Source organism: Lacticaseibacillus yichunensis (assembly GCF_003946405.1).
Classification (GTDB): Bacteria; Bacillota; Bacilli; order Lactobacillales; family Lactobacillaceae; genus Lacticaseibacillus; species Lacticaseibacillus yichunensis.
The window spans coordinates 18,882-36,117 of record NZ_RHOG01000006.1; the positions used below are offsets into that span (position 1 = coordinate 18,882).

Here is a 17,236-nt window from a genome sequence, read left to right on the forward strand (position 1 = left end):
ATGATTTGCTATACTGGTAAACGTTCTGGAGAGTTGGCAGAGTGGTAATGCAACGGACTCGAAATCCGTCGAACCGGCTAATACCGGCGCGCAGGTTCAAATCCTGTACTCTCCTTCATAAAACGTTGATATGACAGAGTTCCGCAGCCTTTCTAGGTTGCGGTTTTTTGTTGCTTTCAAACGCTTGTTCGGGTCGGAATCGGCCTTCCAGTACCAGTGCAGTACCAGTTCGAAAAATCAGACCGCCGGTTTTGGCGGCAAACGTGTTCGGAATTTCATGTGATCAGACCTTTCTCTTAGAAGAATTTGTCGAGGGCATCGGCCGTTTCGCGTTGCTTGTTGGGGAAAAGATGCCCGTAAGTGTCAATCGTGGTGACGATGCTGGCATGCCCCAGTCGTTCCTTGATGATCGTGTACTCTGTTTCTTGGTCGATCAACAAGGCAACGTGCGAGTGCCGGAAGTCGTGAATACGAATTTGCTTCATCATGGGATCGCGCTTGCAGATACGTTTGTAGCGCATGCGGATCGTATGCTTGTTGCGGCGTATCAGCGTTGCTTGGAACATTGGCGTATCTTCGCTCCAGTCGAGGGCTAAGTCGTACTTAAAGAGTTCTTGTTGCTGTTCACGCCATTGCAGGAGCAAGGCGATCATGCCTTGGTTGAGGCTGATGCGGCGGTTGCTGGCCTTAGACTTTGGTGGCGTAATGATATCCACGCCGCCGCGTCGGAACACAGATTTGCTGACAGTCAGCTCTTTGCGTTTGAAGTCGAGATCCGACCAGTCTAGCGCGCAAAGTTCGCCGACCCGCAGGCCAGAGAAGAACAGTAGTGAGAACAACACATACCAGTCGAATTCCTCTGGCAGGTGAATCAGCTCGGTAAACGCGTGAAATTCATCAGGCGTGTAGAATTCCATTTTCTTGCGTTCGATTTTGAGCTTCTTCACGCCAATACAAGGATTTTCGACAATCACTTTCTCCTCAACGGCAACGTCGAGAATCAGCTTCAACTCAATCAAGGTCTTGTTGTTGGTGTTGTTGCTCAAATCGCGTTCTTCGGTGAGCCATTCTTGAAAGTCGCGTATATGCTCGCTAGTCAGGCGCTTAATATCGGCATTGACGAAGAATGTCTGGATATAGCGCTTGTACACGGCGCGTTGTGACTGCAAGTAGGACGGCTTAATATGGATCTTAACGCGGTTCACGTACCGCTCGAATAATTCGTCGAAGGTGACTGTTTCTTGATTGAACAGTCGGTCGACGCTAGTGCGCATCATCTCCTTTTCAACTTCGCGGGCAGCCGCCATTGAATGAATGCCTTGTTTCTTTTTGCGGCGGCGCCTGCCGGTGACGGGATCAGTGCCAAACGAGACACTGACAACATAGGTGCCATTAGGTGCTTGGGTAATGCTCATTTCATACCTCCAAATAATTGAAGGCACGCTTGCTTTGGTCGTTGACCATGATATACTTGGCTTGTCTAGGGCAAAGTATCGGGTGCGTGCAATCACGTTCATTCGTTGCTTTGTTTTTTTTCGTCTTCATGTTGCGCCTGTTCAAATACCTCCTTGAGTAACGTCTTCTGTTGCGGCGATAATTCAGCCTCGTTAATCATATCCGCGATCATGTCAGTACCATTGAGTGAATCGACTTGCTGAACCATTTTCAGACTGGGCGCGACTTGCTTGGTCAGCCAGTTCAGCACGCTGTCCATCGTGATTGGTTCTGGCCGCATTGCTAGTTTCAAGCGATTACGGTTATCGCCGATAAAAGTTTGCCAGTCTGGATCTAGTGGACAATCGGCTAATTTCTTTGAGCCTTGTGGCGTTACGACCCGCAAGTAATGGTTGATGATCCCGAAGACGACCGTTTCGGCGTCTTGGCAGGCCAGCAGTTCCTTCATGGCTTTTTGAGCACGCTGGTCGCGAAGTCGGACTTCAAACCGGTTGAGGATTGGAGAATCCTCTGGATAGTCGATTTTGTTTTTGAAATATTGCTCGATGTCCTTTTGATAGCCAATCATTTGCACCAAACTTTGTGGTGAACCGAATTGAACGGTTTTTCCGACGCGGCCTTTCTTAATGGTTTCGATTGCGCCTTTACTCTTGAACAAGCTCACTAGTTCTTCTTTTTCGACTTTTTGAATCAGGTGGGGAATGTCGATAATCCCGACGGTATCATTGATGGCGAAGTCAACCCGTTTGTAGATCCCAGTTAGGTCATCGCAGGCCTGAAAAAAGTCGAACCAAGTTAGCCCATCTCGGACAAGCACTGCTTCTAGTTGACGGCAACCAGAGCCGTGCATCTCAATCATTGTTCCCAGATAGGCATTCGGGCCGCCCACGCGGGTACTCATGATTGAAATATCGCCACGCTGAATCGTGTAGTCGAACCCATAAAATGCCTTTTCAGTTAAGGAGAAGAAGTCCCTGTTCATTGGAAACAGCTTCTTGAACACATACTCGGCGTCTTGCGTATTGAACCGCACCCGCACGTAATCGACTAAGATAAACATCGAATCACGATTGGTCAGGCCAAGGAGCGCGTGGCCTAGGCGTCGTTGTATTTCTTCGGTTAACGTAGCGCGTCCATTTAACAGCCGATTGACATAGGAGCGCGTCATGCCTAATTGCGCCGCAAGTTGCGTTTGACTGATACCGGCATCAGTCATCTGTTGGCGAAATTCCACCAACCAGCCGTGTCCAGTATGATCACGGCCATTCATCATTGTTTTGTCCATTGCTCACCTCGTGTGCTCTGATTTCGCCGTCCGCGAACAGCCGATTGCCGTGCATAGCGGTGAATCGCCTGTGTTTTCTGCCTCGTTTCGGATTGTTGTTGTCATTTTGTGCCCCCCTGTTAGAATACGGGGGCTTGGGCGGCCGGCTAACGCCGACCGCCGCCGCTCGCGCTAGCGGCTTTCGCGCTGCACGCCGCGCGCGGCGGCGTGGTGTTACGTGACCATTGCCAGATCTTCAAATGGATTGAAGCCTAACAGACTGACGATAGCGTGGAGTGGGACTTGACCGCACTTGCGGTTTGCATAGAAGCAGTGACCGTCTGCGACTAAGTTTAGTTTGCATTGATGGATAATCTGTCCGGCTTTGTAACCGGAAAAGCCAAGCTGCATAAGCATCTTCTTGTCGACTAACATGTAATCACCTCTTTTGGTTTGCATTTAACAGGTATGGGTTTATAATCTGCTATGGCTGAATCATATCATCCTCCAAGAGACTTATCAACCTCTTTAGGTAAATTACAAACAGGTTTCGTTTAATTATGTCTTGACACTTTCAATAGGTTTCATTAAGCTTCAAGTAAGGCCACACAAAGGAGAAATCAACCCATGTTTGGAAAAAGCGAAGAAGGTATCGACAAGAAGCTCGCTAGAAATATACGCCGTATTCGTATGGAACGCGGCATGACGCAAAAAGACCTTGCTGATGCGATGGGCAGCATCGAGCAAAGTGTGTCTAAGTTTGAGCGGGCGATCTCTGCACCGTCCGCTAAAGCGATTATGCAGTTATGTGAGGCGTTGCAAGTGACGCCCAACGACTTGTATCTCAATGATGCGGACTGGCGCAGCTGGCAGTCAGAGAAGCTCGAACACCAAGACCATTCCGTTAACGGTTTGGTCGATCACGTCGAAATGGTTCAGAAGATGTTTGCAGAAGCAGAACTCGCCCGCAAAGCCGGAGATGAGAAGCTGGAGCGTGCTACTCTAGATCAAATCATTCAGATGTACATGTGGACTAACGACCATTTTCGTGAAGTTGCGCACCTACTGGACCGGCGTTACGTGACCGACTACCTCGACAAGATGGAAAAGGAAACTCGTGACGCAATGATGAATGATGCTAATCGTTAGATTCTTGTACGTTTAACTTGTTTATAGTGGGACATCTATTTTGCTCCGTAAGTTCAGCTGGTATAATAGTGACAAATAGAGGCAAAAAAGAAAGTGGGTTGAGACATTTGAAGAAGTTTTTGGGAATTTTGGGTGGGCTCTTGTTAGTGGGAAGTTTGTTTATGCTGACCGGCTGTAGTGAGGAAAAAGCATTATTTTTAGATGTTCCGACATCTATCGAAGCTGACACTGGTGGGAATGTTACGATTAAAGGAAAGACATTGCCTGATACAGACGTAAAGATTGGCCTAGGAATTATTGGGGACAGCACGACATCAGATGAAAAAGGGAATTTTTCACTAAAATACGAGCTGTCATCGGAGGACGAATCTTCGACGATTAAGATTACAGCTAAAAGCGATGACGATAAAAAAACAAAATCAGTTACGGTAAAACCGAACGCTGCTAAAATGTCTAGTCAGAAGGCTGCATCATCTTCTAGTGAAAGTGCAGCGAAAGCATCAGAGTCTTCTGCAAGTGCATCATCACAAGCAGATCAGGCGAAAATTGAAGCAGTGGCCAAGAATTATACCACGTCATATCAGGTTAAATTTCAAGACTACACGGTTATTTACTTAATTAACGAAAAAACCAAAACCATTGCGATGACCACTTCCGATGAACCCGAACATGTATCAACAAGTCAGTACACTGGCAACTTCAACGATGGTATTGACTTTAATATGGACGGACTAGCAATGCATGCGCACTATCATTACGTAGATCAACCGGCTGCCTTAATTGTCACCGATGAGTCTGGAAACGAAAATAAGGCAGTACAAATAGATCCAGCAACATCAGTTCAGTACTACCACTTATATAAGTGACTCTGTCAAATTGGTAAAGTATGATATTTCTTTATAACAAAAAGGCCGCCAACCAGTGACGACCAACCAAGTATATTTGCGTGCCAATTCAGTACCACTTCATCCAAATTCAGCCGATTTCAATCGTTCCAATCGCACCAAGAATGCCGTTAAATCAGCAATCCGACGCCATCCAAGCCGTCAGATTACAACTCGAAATCCGTCGAACCGGTAACACCGGCGCGCAGGTTCAAATCCTGTACTCTCCTTTCAGTGCCTTTTTCAGAGTTTAGTTGGACCCGGAAATGCCGTTAAATCAGCGTTTTCGGGTTTTTGTTTTCGACTGATTTAGAGTGAATTCGATACTGGAGTGCACAAAAAGGGCATCGCTCTCAACTTATTTTAATGACGCTTAGGATTGAGACCAAAAGACCGAGCGAACGTACTCAATAGAAAAATCATGAGGAGGCCAAATCATGCCAAACATTGAAACAAAAATAAGTGCCGATCTGCTGGCGAGACTGGAAGATAATTCAAAGTATGAGCCAACATTTTACCAACAGAACAATGCACAGTTCGAAAAAATTATAGACCAGCTGCTAAAGGACGAACACGTCGCTCTTGCCATGCGGTTGTTGGCAGATGCATGAATTTCGAGAGCGCTTGGTCCGTGCGACGAGTAACCACCTTTGGGGCCATCTTGAGCAATAGACCTTTGAGAAGCCACACCACAGGTTTCATACGGTAGCAGTCATATACTTTTCCTAGGGACAACTGAAAACGCGGAACGCCCACCACAGGCATTCCGCGTTTTTGCGTTCACTGTTAACACTACCGCCCCGTTTCCCGATGATAAGCAGCTTCCTCCGCCGCCCAAGTCGCGCGCGTTGTGTCATCGATTTTTCGCAGCACGCGCGCTGGGTTGCCCACCGCGATCACATGGTCCGGGATGTCATGGGTGACGACACTCCCCGCGCCGATCACCACATCGCTGCCGATCGTGACCCCGGGGCAGATCGTGACATCCCCGCCGACCCAGACATGGCTTCCGATCGTGATCGGATGGCCATATTCAAGGTCGCGTTCGCGCACGTCGTAACTGATCGGGTGGCCAGCGGTATACACGCCGACCCGCGGCGCGAACATCACGTTGTCCCCAATCGTGATCGGCGCCACGTCCAAAAAGATGCAGTCGTAATTGGCATAAAATTGTTTGCCAATATGAATATTCTTCGCGTAGTCCATCCGGATCGTTGGTTCAATATAAGCGTCATGGCTCGGGCAATCGATCAGCTGATCCAGCAGCGCTTTTTGCCCTGCCCCATCGTCTGTCTGATTATAAGCAGTCACGAGTTTGCGCGTCGCCGCACGCCGCGCCACCAGGTCTTTGTCTGGCGAATAATATAGTTTACCCGCGGTCATCCGGTCGTATTCAGTTTCGGTCATTCATGGGCCTCCTCTAATTTCAGGCGCGAAAAATCAGCGTCTGTTTGTCTTTTTCATGATACCTCATTCGCGTGAGCACGCCACATGACAGCTGTCATAAATGGCTAAAATAAATAACCAACGATTTTTAACTATTGCGTTTAAATTATATTGATAATTAGTTTTTCGAGTGTTAGGCTAGGTGAGTAAGTTAATAGTTGAGCAAGGAGGCTTTCCTATGAGCACCGATGAATATGTCGCATCTGTTAATCAGCAACTCGAACGGCTTTTGGTCTATGAGACAGTCTTCAAGGAATACGTTCACACCTGCCGTAACATCGAAAAGGGGAACTGCTACGCAAGTGAAAGCCTGGCCCGGCTGCGGGATTACTACAGCAAGAACGTGCTGCGCTTCAACCGATTTGTCGCCCAGTGCGAAAAGCTCCAGGCGCCGCGCGGCTATGCTGCATTCAACCAGGCCTTGATCAGCGGATTGGAAGATATCCGCGCTGGGATCTTGATGACGCTGTCTGCGATTCACGACAACGGCGTCGAGCATCCCCGCTTTGAACAAGGGGTCGAAGAGCAGCAGCAAGCCCGCGCCGAGATCAACGAGGCATTCGCTCGCATCGAACCGCAGGCAGTGCTTTAACACTTACTATGGTCCATTTTGGTCCGTCACCAGGGAAAACGAACGCGAGCCTGCACGCAAATGCGCCGACCAGTCTCAGCTGCATGCGCCACTGATGCGTCTGCCGTTAGCCCACGGCAAGGGAGTCCCCCCGCCGCTGTCCCGTACCAAATGCCAACAAAAAAAATAGCCGCAACGCACTGTAAAAAATGCGTCGCGGCTATTTGTTTTGCCCCATTAACGATTGGTCTCTTCGGGCAACAGAATCGTCTGATTTTCACCATCGTCGTAAGCCATTACCGTGTCCGGGAAGCTGTCGTCATAGGTGAAGTCCAAGTCAAAGGCCATCTGCGTGTCTTGCCCTTCTTCCGAAAAGCCGATGGTCAGCTGGCCGTCTGAATTCAGCAGGTCAAACCGGAGCAAATTCCCCAGTGGCAGGACCCCTTGCAGATTCTGATCAATGATCATCCACACGCTGTCGATGATCTCCCCTGGCAGGTTGGCAATCACGCCATAAGTGGCAAACCGTGCTTCATCTCGTGAAAACATCAGGCATCCTCCTCTTCAAGCGCCGTGAAATCGGCGAACTGAGCGTCGCAGACCGTCAGTAGATCCGCCGGGGCTAACCCGACAGAGCGGCCGATCTTGCCAGCCGAAACGATGATCTCCGCTTCATCTTGAGCCTCGATGCCCAGATAGATCGGATAGTTATGCCGGGCATGGATCCCGATCGGCGTGTTGGCGCCATGCTCGTAGCCCGTGGTCTTCACCAGATCCTTGAGCGGCACCATGCCAACTTTTTTGTTGCCGGAAACGGCGGCCAACTTTTTATAGGCGATGTGGCGATCAAGTGGCACGACCCCGACAACGGGACCGGTCTTGTTGCCAGTCAGCACAAGCGTCTTGTAAATGCGGTGCTCATCAACGCCGATATGATCAACCGATAGCTGGGCGACATCCCCCGCCTCATGAGTGGGAAATTCATATGGGACATAGGCGATCTTCGCCTTATCGAGCATCTTTTCGACAAGTGTCTTGTCTTCTTTTTTGTGTTTGGCCATTTGCAGACCTCCCTCTGGTTATGCGCCAGTATAACTCATCAGCGTGAACATGTCATGATCTTTGATCCGGTCGCGGCCGTGCAGATCCGACAGTTCGATCAAAAATGCGGTGCCGACGACAATGCCACCGAGTTTTTCAACAAGCTCAATGGTCGCTGCGATCGTGCCGCCTGTTGCCAGGAGGTCATCGCACACCAACACGCGCTGGCCCGGCTTGATGGCATCCTCATGCAGATACAAGGTCGCCTGACCATACTCAAGGTCGTAAGAGGCGCTGACAGTCGGGCGCGGCAGCTTGCCCTTTTTCCGCGCCGGGGCGAATCCAACGCCGAGCTTATACGCCACGGGACAGCCGACAATGAACCCACGCGCTTCGGGGCCGACGATCATTTCGACGCCCTTGTCCTTGGCATAAGCGGCGATCTCATCGGTCGCGGCGGCATACGCCTTGCCATCAGCCATCAGCGGCGAGATATCGCGGAACACGATACCTGGCTCTGGAAAATTATCAACACTGGCTACATAATCCTTAAAATTGATGCTCATATAAATCTTCCTCACATTCGTTATTCAAGCAGAAGCCGTTTCGCCAGGCTCGCGCGATCATCTGTCTGCAGGTGCTGCGCTAACGCCAAAAAGGCCTCGCGCGCTTGATACACGGTCGCTGTATTCAACGCGCGGCGGGCGGGCGCCGCCACCACCGTGATCAGCGCACCCTCAATTGTAACAAATCCAAGCTCAAAAAACACCTGAACGGCGAAGATCACCTGCTGGACAGTCAAATGGACCTCACGTGCCAGCGCCGGCAAATGGTGCTTATCAAAACCTGGGTGGCCTTGCAAGAACCTCAGCACGCGGCCGAATTCCTCACGCGTTGGCAGGGCCACGAGCTCGGCGGCCGGCGCAGTGAAGATCACCCGCACTGGGGCTGTCAGGTTGGCGGCTAAAGTTGCAAGCTGCTGATCCGTGTCTGGCAGGTCCACCAGCACCGCATTAGCCAGCGGCGCGGTCACATCCTGGGCCATCACGACCGGCCCACCGAAGAAATATTGACTCGTTAATGTCTGTTTATGCTTGGCGTCAAAAAAGACATAAGTATACGCCCCGCGAAACTGCTCGCCACTAGGCTTGGGCAAGCGCATGTCGATCACGCTGGGCGCCGACAACTGCCAGTCCTTGAGCTGAAGCTGCAAGGTCGTGTTGCCCTGCCACGTGTTTTGGCCCAGACACACCGCCAATTTTGCCTGGTCCGCGTGACTCAGCGCACTGGCATCTTGCCCGCGGCCAAATGCGATCACATTGAGCCCATCTGCTTGAAACTTCAGATGCGCGCCTGTTTTGCCCAGTTGGCGAATGTCACCGAGTTGATGGGGCAAAAAACTGAACACTGGCTCCTCATTTCCTGGGCCATAGGGGGCGAGCTGGCGGATCAGTTGATAATTGGCAAGCGTCAGGTCACGCGCATCCACTTGACCAGCAAGCGTCAGGGTTGGGCGCGGCACATCTGTGAGGGTCGTGGCGCCGGCCTGCTCCATCGCCTCATGGAGCGCAGGCAGATTGGCAACGGGCACTGTCAATCCGACCGCCATATGATGCCCGCCAAAATGCGTCATCTCGTCCTTGGCCGCATTCAGTGCATTGAAGAGATGATAGGCCTCGATCGAGCGGCCGGAGCCCTTCGCAGTTTTCCCATCTTCCTGAATATTCAAGACCAAAGTCGGCTTGCCGGTTTCCTCAACAACATGGCTGGCGACGATGCCGAGCACCCCTTCATGCCAGCCGGCCTTGGCCAACACCAGCGTTTTCGCCTGCTGATTGGCGGGCGTGGTCGCCATCGCCAGAGCTTCATCGGCGATCTGTTTGACCAGCGCCTGCCGCTGAGTGTTCAATTCGTTGACCGTGTGGGCCAGCGCCGCGGCTTCATCTTCGTCAAAAGTCGTGAGCAGCGTCACCCCAGGCTTGGCCTCCCCCAGCCGGCCCAGCGCATTGAGGCGTGGGGCGATGCCAAAGCTGACCGACGTCTCATCCACGGTCTTGGCATCAATGCCGGATGCCTGAAGCAGCGCCGCTAAGCCGATGCGCGGCTGGCTGCGGATCATGCGCAACCCGAGCTGCACGATCACCCGATTTTCATCCGTCATGCCCACCAGGTCGGCAATCGTCCCCAGGGCAGCGAGGTCGATGCTTTCAAGTGGCGGCTCCCCCAGTAGCGCGGTCGCGACTTTGAATGCGACACCCGCCCCTGACAGGTCGCCGAACGGATAATGGCCGTCTGGATGGCGAGGATGCACCACCGCGACCGCCTTGGGCAAAACAGCCGGCAGTTCGTGGTGATCCGTGACAACCACGTCCATGCCGCTCGCCATCGCCTTATCGATCACAGCTGCCCCACCAACGCCGTTATCCACCGTGATGACCAGTTGCGTCCCTGTTTTTTGCAAATAATCGTAGACGTCCTGGTTTGGGCCATAGCCATCCGTGAAGCGATCCGGAATGAAGACCTCGGGCTCGGCGCCGATGCTTTGCAGGGTCTCCAGCATGATGCTCGACGCGGTCAACCCATCCACGTCATAATCGCCGTAGATCGTGATCTTCTCGCCGCGCTCGATTGCCTGAGTGATGCGGGCGACGGCCTTATCCATGTCATGCAGCAGCAGCGGATCATTCAGCCGGCCCACATCCGGATTGCAAAAATTATCTAGCGCCTCCTTCGTCGTGATGCCGCGTTCAAGCAACAGTCGCGCTAAAAAAGGCGGGACCGCTAAGTCTGCCGCCAGCTGGTTCACTGCGTCTGCGGGTCGTGCCTGCAATTGCCAATCAAAAGTCGCCATCGCCATCGTCCTTTCTAACTGACCAAGTATAGCAAAGAAAACACGGGGATGCCGGGGGAAATTATAAGGGTGCGGAGGCCCGCGGGATGGTGGAACAGCTAAGTCGGCTCAGGTGCTTGGTGGCGCTTCTTGCCACCGAGTGCATGAGACGCTTAGATGCTTCCACCATGCGGGCCGGAGCCCAACTGCGAAAGGGTGCGGAGGCCCGCGGGATGGTGACAGTTGGAGCGCTGCGAACTCGCCTGGTTCATCTCAAACAGTGTCCCAATATTACTAATATCGAGTTGCGCATTCCCCGCCAATGGGCCACAAATCGTGTTATAATGCTAAAGTAAGTTTTTTCAGCCTTATCATCCGACTGATATCACAGATTGGAGAGATCAATATGGCAGTATCTGAAGAGATTGTCGCCAAGGCCGATGAAGCCATGAACGCCAACAATTTTGTCACCGAAAAAGAAGTTCCCGAAATGGCCTCCCTTGAGACTGCGCGCGAGATCGCAAGCGCGTTGACCAAGGCCCGTGAAGGTAACGCCGAAGCCGGCTACATCTATGTTGAGCCATTCGACTTCCAAGGTGGCGAGATCAAGAACATCATCTGGAACATGGACAAAATCGAGTCCCGCGACGATGCTAAGCAGGCGTTGGCCGCCCACTTGAACCTGACCATCATGAAAGACACCCTGTCCGCTGCGGATAAGGTGACCTTCTAATTTACGACAAGACAGCGGGTGGCAGCATCCGCTTTTTTGTTGGCCAATAAAGGAGACGCACGAATGACCCCTACCGAATTTTTCAACGACGCGATCGAAGCTGGCGCCGTGCCTGCTGGATGCAAGTTGAGCTCCGCGTATTCCCTTGGCGCGCCGGCTCAGTCCGACACGCTTGCCCGGCTGGTGGCAACTGGCGAAAAAACAGCGACGTCCAGCCGGTTTTCCGGTTATCTGCAAGATCACGACCCGCTCCCCGCTGAAGGCGCATACGATGTTGTGGTCGACAGTCACGGCACCCCGGTCGCCCTCACCTTGACCACGCGGGTCGAGATCGTCCCGTTCATGGCCGTCAGCGCCGAACACGCCGCCCGGGAAGGAGAACAGCCGAAAACGCTCGCGGCTTGGCGCACGGTGCACGAGGCTTTTTTCGCCGCCGAGGCCGCCGAAGCTGGGGGCCATTTTGATCCGGCAAGCGACAATGTCGTGCTCGAGACATTCAAAGTTGTTTATCCACTATAAAAAAACCAGGTGCTCGCCGATAGACGGACGGACACCTGGTTTTTTTACACTTTATTTGCCCTTCGTGTCATCCTCATTCATCTTGAGGATGCTCATGAAGGCCTCTTGCGGCACTTCGACGGAGCCGACCGCCTTCATTCGCTTCTTGCCGGCCTTTTGTTTCTCCAGCAATTTGCGTTTTCGGGTGATATCGCCGCCGTAGCACTTCGCCAGCACATTTTTCCGGTAAGCCTTGACCGTGCTCCGGGCGATGATCTTCGTGCCGATCGCCGCCTGAATCGGAATCTCGAACTGCTGGCGCGGAATCGTCTGCTTCAAAGATGCCACGATCGCCCGACCGCGGTCGAAGGCGAAGTCCTGATGAACGATCGTGCTCAGCGCATCGACCGCATCGCCGTTGAGCAGGATATCCATCTTGACCAGCTTGCTTTCGCGATAGCCGGTGATCTCATAATCCAGACTCGCGTACCCCTTCGTCGAGCTCTTCAGGTCGTCGAAAAAGTCGTAGATGATCTCTGACAGCGGCAGGTTGTAGATCACATTGACGCGGTATTTGTCGAGGTAATCCATTGTCACGAATTCCCCGCGTTTGCGCTGGGCGATCTCCATCACGGCCCCGACGTAATCGTTTGGCACCATGATGCTGGCCTTCACGTAAGGCTCCTTGATGTCCTTGATCGCGCTGGGTTCCGGCAGCTCGGCCGGATTGTCGATCTCGATGGTCGTACCATCCGTCAGATCGACTTGGTAATCCACGCTCGGGGCGGTCATGATCAGATCCAGGTCATAGTCGCGCTCGAGGCGCTCTTGCACCACGTCCATGTGCAGAAGGCCCAGGAAGCCGACGCGGAACCCAAAACCCAGGGCCTGTGAGGTCTCCGGTTCAAACTCTAGCGCCGCATCATTCAGTTGCAATTTTTCCAGCGCCTCACGCAGGTCGTTGAACTTTGCGTTGTCGACAGGAAACAGCCCGGAGTAGACCATCGGCGTGATCTTCCGAAAGCCTTTGAGCGCTTCCTTGGCCGGGTTGTTGGCCAGCGTCACCGTATCGCCGACCCGAGTATCCTGAATCGTCTTGATGGCCGCGGTGATGTAGCCGACATCCCCCACCATCAGAAACTCCTTCTGAACGGCCTTGGGGGACATCACGCCGACTTCGGTCACTTCAAATGTTTTGCCATTGCTCATCAGCTGAATGGTGTCGCCGGGGCGCACCATCCCCTCTTTGATGCGAACAGCCAGGACCACACCGCGATAGGAGTCGTACACGGAATCAAAGATCAGGGCCTGCAGCGGTGCGTCGATATCGCCACTTGGGGCCGGAATATCGGAAACAATGCGCGCCAACACCTCAGGCACCCCGAGCCCTGTTTTCGCGCTCGCCAAGATGGCGTCCGAGGCGTCCAGGCCGATCATTTCCTCGATCTCCTCTTTGACCACATCCGGCTGGGCGGATGGCAAGTCGACCTTGTTGATGATCGGCACGATCTCGAGGTCATCATCCAGCGCAAGATAGACGTTGGCAAGCGTCTGCGCCTCGACCCCCTGCGCCGCATCGACCAACAGCAGCGCCCCTTCACAAGCGGCAAGACTGCGGCTGACCTCATAGGAAAAATCGACGTGCCCCGGCGTGTCGATCAGGTGAAAAATATAATCCTCGCCATCATTGGCATGGTAATGAAGCTCCACCGCGTTGAGCTTGATGGTAATGCCGCGCTCGCGCTCCAGCGGCATGTCATCCAGCACCTGCGCCTGCATATCGCGCATGGCGATCGTATCGGTCATTTCCAAGATTCGATCAGCCAGCGTCGACTTCCCGTGATCGATATGCGCCACAATGGAAAAATTGCGGATGTGTTTTTGCCGTTCCAGGAGTTCCTGTTTGTCCATTCCCTTGCCTCTTTCTGTTGAATGCTTCTTCCTATTATAGCAACCACAACGCATCGGGACAAATAAAAGGAAGGGTGCGAAGCGGGGCGTTCAGGTCTGAGCAGCTAGTGCGGCCTGGGTGCTTGGGGGCGCACCTTGCCCACGAGTATCCAGGTCGACTAGATGCCTCAGACCTACCCCGCGGAGCCCAACTGTGAAGGGTGCGGAGCCGAGCGTTTAGGGGTGGACAGGTAGTTCGGCCTGGGCGGTTGAGGCTTGCGATTGGAATGAAAAAGGACCTGACAGCATCTGTGCCAGGTCCTTCCAGTTTTACTTACCTTTAAACGCATCGCGGACTTTGTCGAACAGGGACCCTTCATGTGGGGTCACGTCTTCGCCGCTTGCGGCCGCAAACGCCATCAGCGCGTCCTTTTGTTTTTGGTTGAGATTCTTCGGGGTGTTGACCGTCACGGTGACGATCTGATCGCCTGTTGAATTCTGCCGGAACTTCGGTGCCCCTTTGCCGCGCAAACGGAACTGGGTATTCGTCTGCGTGCCAGCCGGAATTTTCATCTCGACTGGACCATGGACCGTATCGACCTTGATCTGATCGCCGAGGGCCGCCTGGGCAAAACTGATCGGCAACTTGAAGTAGATGGTCGAGCCATCGCGTTCAAATTTGTTGCTTGGGGCCACCCGGAAGACGATGTAAAGATCGCCGTATGAGCCGCTGTTGCTGCCGGCTTCTCCTGCCCCGCGAAGAACCATTTGCTGCCCATCTTCGATTCCCGCGTCGACTTTGACGTCGATCGTGTGGCGTTCGTTTTGATGGCCGGTGCCGTGGCACGTCGGGCATTTTTCCTTGATCTCTTTGCCAGTGCCGTTGCAGACATCGCAGACCTGACGCGTCATCATCGCGCCAAGTGGGGTGTTCCGCTGCACTTCAATGTAGCCAGTCCCGTGACACTTCGAACAGGTCACTGGGCTGGTCCCAGGCTTTGCGCCACTGCCGCCGCAAGTCTGACATTGGGCTTCCCGATCATAGGAAATCTTGGTCTCCTTGCCAAACACCGCCTCTTCGAAGGTCAGATCCATGCGATACTGCAGGTCTGCGCCTTGTCGTGGGGCATTGGGCCGCTGCTGCGTGGTGCCGCCGCCAAAGAACTGACTGAAGATGTCATCAAAGCCGCCGCCACCAAAACCGCCGCCATTGCTGAACCCAGAGAAGCCTTGGCCGCCGCCAAAGCCTTGTGGGCCATCTGCGGAGCCATATTGGTCATAGGCCGCGCGTTTTTGCGCATCGGACAAGACCTGATAGGCCTCATTGATATCCTTGAATTTTTGCTCCGCACCGGCTTCATGATTGATATCCGGATGATATTTCTTCGAAAGTTGGCGGAAGGCCTTCCGGATGGTGTCGTCATCCGCATCGCGGCTGACGCCCAGAATGTCGTAGTAATCTTTCTGCTCTGCCATTGTTGCCTCCTAATGCTCGGGGGTCGCCATCCCCAAAAGCCTAACCAGAATAACATAATCAAGCGAAAAAGCCAAAGCCGCATGTGCGCAGCTTCGGCTTTTTTGCGAGAGCTGGACGATCACTTGTTGTCGTTGACGTCCTTGTATTCGCCATCGATCGGGCCATCACCCTTGCCGCCTTCATTATTTTGGCTACCGGCTTGGTCTGCGCCCTGAGCGTCGCCATTGGCTTGTTGAGCCTGTTGCTCTTTTTGCGCCTGCTCATACAACTTGACGGTCAGATCCTGCACGATCTTATTCAGATCATCGCGCTTGGCCTTCATGTCCTCGAGGTTATTTTCCTGTTGGGCCTTCTTGAGGGCGTCTTCCGCGTCTTGCGCCTTCTTGATCTCATCGTCAGAGACTTTGCCCTTCAGATCCTTCAAGGTCTTGTCAGTCTGGAAGATCAACTGATCGACGTCATTCTTCAGGTCAGCCTCTTCCTTACGCTGGGTATCAGCCGTCTCGTTTTCCTTGGCTTCCTTCATCATGCGATCGATCTCATCGTCGGACAGACCTGATGAACTCTTGATCGTGATGTTTTGGGACTTGCCGGTGCCAAGATCCTTGGCAGAGACCTGCACGATGCCGTTCTTGTCGATATCAAACTTAACTTCGACCTGTGGAACGCCCCGTGGTGCCGGCGGAATGTCCGTGAGCTGGAAGCGGCCAAGCGTCTTGTTATCCGCAGCCATTGGACGTTCGCCTTGCAGAACGTGAATATCAACAGCTGGCTGGTTATCAGCGGCCGTCGAGAAGACTTGGCTCTTGCTGGTCGGAATCGTGGTGTTGCGGTCGATCAACTTGGTGAACACGCCGCCCATGGTCTCGATGCCAAGAGACAACGGGGTGACATCCAAGAGCACGATATCCTTCACATCACCGGAAATGACCCCACCTTGAATCGCGGCGCCAAGCGCAACGGCTTCATCAGGGTTGATCGAATGGTCTGGTTCCTTGCCAGTCCACTTCTTAACAGCCTCTTGAACAGCAGGAATACGCGTTGAGCCGCCGTTCAAGATCACTTTGTCGATATCCGCGTTGGTCAGGTTGGCATCACGCAGCGCATTGTCGACAGGAATCTTGGTCGCATCGACCAGATCTGCAGTCATTTGCTCGAACTGGGCACGGGTCAACGTACGCTCCAAATGCAGCGGGCCATTTGCACCAGCAGAGATGAATGGCAAGCTGATCTGAGTCGAGGAAACACCGGACAGGTCCTTCTTCGCTTTTTCAGCCGCATCCTTCAAGCGCTGCATCGCCATCTTTTCCTGAGACAAGTCGATGTTGTTGTCCTTCTTGAATTCCGCAACCAGCCAGTCGATGACCTTGTTATCAAAATCATCGCCGCCAAGATGGGTATCGCCGTTGGTGGACAGCACTTCAAACACGCCATCGCCAAGCTGCAAGATAGAAACATCGAAGGTCCCACCGCCGAGGTCATAGACCAGGACTTTTTCATCCTTGTCGCTCTTGTCCAGGCCGTATGCCAAGGCGGAAGCGGTCGGTTCGTTGACAATCCGGGAAACGTTCAGACCAGCGATCTTGCCGGCATCCTTGGTCGCCTGACGCTGGGAGTCGTTGAAGTAAGCCGGCACGGTGATAACGGCGTCCGTGACGGGTTCGCCCAGATAATCTTCGGAGAACTTCTTCATGTACTGAAGAATCATCGCGGAGATCTCCTGTGGGGTGTATTCCTTGTCACCAACTTTGACCTTGTAGCCGGCCTCGCCCATATGACGCTTGATGGAACTGATCGTATCAGGATTGGTGATCGCCTGGCGCTTAGCCACTTCACCGACCTGAATCTCTCCGTCTTTGAACGCAACAACAGACGGCGTGGTGCGGTTGCCTTCTGGATTAGTGATGATCTTCGGGTCGCCGCCTTCAAGCACAGCGACAGCGGAGTTGGTCGTCCCTAAGTCGATACCGATAACTTTGCTCATGTTAAGATCCCTTC

17 protein-coding genes and 1 tRNA gene are annotated in these 17,236 nt (G+C 53.1%); 7 read left to right on the forward strand and 11 right to left on the reverse strand.

Features of this window, described 5'->3' with window-relative positions; all coding sequences use genetic code 11:
* Positions 1-27 precede the first annotated feature (27 nt).
* Positions 28-115: transfer RNA gene (locus tag EKM95_RS03070), tRNA-Ser, on the forward strand.
* Positions 116-296: 181 nt separating this feature from the next.
* On the opposite strand, the gene EKM95_RS03075 is transcribed toward EKM95_RS03070, so the two are convergent.
* The 3 genes from EKM95_RS03075 to EKM95_RS03085 all read right to left on the reverse strand — a co-directional run bounded on the left by EKM95_RS03075 (position 297) and on the right by EKM95_RS03085 (position 3,154).
* Positions 297-1,415, reverse strand: coding sequence for a tyrosine-type recombinase/integrase (locus EKM95_RS03075; RefSeq protein WP_164510067.1), 1,119 nt, complete (start codon positions 1,413-1,415; stop codon positions 297-299).
* Between the two features lie 98 nt (positions 1,416-1,513).
* On the reverse strand, positions 1,514-2,740 hold the full coding sequence (locus tag EKM95_RS03080) for a replication initiation factor domain-containing protein (RefSeq protein ID WP_125696374.1): 1,227 nt from the start codon (positions 2,738-2,740) through the stop codon (positions 1,514-1,516).
* A 213-nt stretch (positions 2,741-2,953) separates the two neighbouring features.
* Positions 2,954-3,154 (reverse strand): DUF3173 family protein, encoded by a 201-nt coding sequence (locus EKM95_RS03085; protein WP_060417025.1) that lies wholly within the window; start codon positions 3,152-3,154, stop codon positions 2,954-2,956.
* 192 nt (positions 3,155-3,346) lie between these two features.
* Between EKM95_RS03085 and EKM95_RS03090 the strand changes: the two genes are divergently transcribed.
* From EKM95_RS03090 to EKM95_RS11605, 3 genes are all read left to right on the forward strand, one after another.
* Complete coding sequence (locus tag EKM95_RS03090; protein ID WP_125696376.1) at positions 3,347-3,868, forward strand: helix-turn-helix domain-containing protein; 522 nt, start codon at positions 3,347-3,349, stop codon at positions 3,866-3,868.
* Positions 3,869-3,975: 107 nt separating this feature from the next.
* Entirely contained in the window at positions 3,976-4,734 is a 759-nt protein-coding gene (locus EKM95_RS03095) for a hypothetical protein (protein ID WP_125696377.1), read from the forward strand.
* 455 nt (positions 4,735-5,189) lie between these two features.
* Positions 5,190-5,363: a hypothetical protein gene (locus EKM95_RS11605; RefSeq protein WP_164510068.1), complete on the forward strand. Its 174-nt coding sequence runs from the start codon at positions 5,190-5,192 to the stop codon at positions 5,361-5,363.
* A 181-nt stretch (positions 5,364-5,544) separates the two neighbouring features.
* On the opposite strand, the gene EKM95_RS03100 is transcribed toward EKM95_RS11605, so the two are convergent.
* The gene (locus EKM95_RS03100; protein WP_125696378.1) at positions 5,545-6,159 is read right to left on the reverse strand and encodes a sugar O-acetyltransferase; all 615 of its coding nucleotides are present in this window, start codon (positions 6,157-6,159) and stop codon (positions 5,545-5,547) included.
* Positions 6,160-6,376: 217 nt separating this feature from the next.
* Here EKM95_RS03100 and EKM95_RS03105 point away from each other — a divergent pair, with 217 nt between their 5' ends.
* The gene (locus EKM95_RS03105) at positions 6,377-6,790 is read left to right on the forward strand and encodes a hypothetical protein (RefSeq protein ID WP_125696379.1); all 414 of its coding nucleotides are present in this window, start codon (positions 6,377-6,379) and stop codon (positions 6,788-6,790) included.
* 216 nt (positions 6,791-7,006) lie between these two features.
* Here EKM95_RS03105 and EKM95_RS03110 read toward each other — a convergent pair whose 3' ends face one another.
* From EKM95_RS03110 to recJ, 4 genes are read right to left on the reverse strand one after another with little or no spacing between them, the layout of a single operon-like run.
* Positions 7,007-7,318, reverse strand: coding sequence for a DUF960 domain-containing protein (locus EKM95_RS03110; RefSeq protein ID WP_125696380.1), 312 nt, complete (start codon positions 7,316-7,318; stop codon positions 7,007-7,009).
* Entirely contained in the window at positions 7,318-7,830 is a 513-nt protein-coding gene (ybaK, locus tag EKM95_RS03115; protein ID WP_125696381.1) for a Cys-tRNA(Pro) deacylase, read from the reverse strand. The genes EKM95_RS03110 and ybaK overlap by 1 nt, the downstream gene beginning before the upstream one ends.
* A gap of 18 nt (positions 7,831-7,848) precedes the next feature.
* Positions 7,849-8,376 carry an adenine phosphoribosyltransferase gene (locus EKM95_RS03120; RefSeq protein WP_125696382.1) on the reverse strand — a complete coding sequence of 176 codons (528 nt, stop codon included), beginning with the start codon at positions 8,374-8,376 and terminating at the stop codon, positions 7,849-7,851.
* A 20-nt stretch (positions 8,377-8,396) separates the two neighbouring features.
* Positions 8,397-10,661: a single-stranded-DNA-specific exonuclease RecJ gene (gene recJ / locus EKM95_RS03125; RefSeq protein WP_125696383.1), complete on the reverse strand. Its 2,265-nt coding sequence runs from the start codon at positions 10,659-10,661 to the stop codon at positions 8,397-8,399.
* A gap of 385 nt (positions 10,662-11,046) precedes the next feature.
* Here recJ and EKM95_RS03130 point away from each other — a divergent pair, with 385 nt between their 5' ends.
* Positions 11,047-11,373 carry a hypothetical protein gene (locus tag EKM95_RS03130; RefSeq protein WP_125696384.1) on the forward strand — a complete coding sequence of 109 codons (327 nt, stop codon included), beginning with the start codon at positions 11,047-11,049 and terminating at the stop codon, positions 11,371-11,373.
* Positions 11,374-11,436: 63 nt separating this feature from the next.
* A complete protein-coding gene (locus tag EKM95_RS03135) occupies positions 11,437-11,892 on the forward strand; it encodes an ASCH domain-containing protein (protein WP_125696385.1) in 456 nt (151 codons plus the stop codon).
* A gap of 51 nt (positions 11,893-11,943) precedes the next feature.
* On the opposite strand, the gene lepA is transcribed toward EKM95_RS03135, so the two are convergent.
* From lepA to dnaK, 3 genes are all read right to left on the reverse strand, one after another.
* Positions 11,944-13,782, reverse strand: coding sequence for a translation elongation factor 4 (gene lepA / locus EKM95_RS03140; protein WP_125696386.1), 1,839 nt, complete (start codon positions 13,780-13,782; stop codon positions 11,944-11,946).
* Between the two features lie 309 nt (positions 13,783-14,091).
* On the reverse strand, positions 14,092-15,237 hold the full coding sequence (gene dnaJ / locus EKM95_RS03145; protein ID WP_125696387.1) for a molecular chaperone DnaJ: 1,146 nt from the start codon (positions 15,235-15,237) through the stop codon (positions 14,092-14,094).
* Between the two features lie 119 nt (positions 15,238-15,356).
* Positions 15,357-17,222 carry a molecular chaperone DnaK gene (dnaK, locus tag EKM95_RS03150; protein WP_125696388.1) on the reverse strand — a complete coding sequence of 622 codons (1,866 nt, stop codon included), beginning with the start codon at positions 17,220-17,222 and terminating at the stop codon, positions 15,357-15,359.
* Positions 17,223-17,236: the final 14 nt, after the last annotated feature.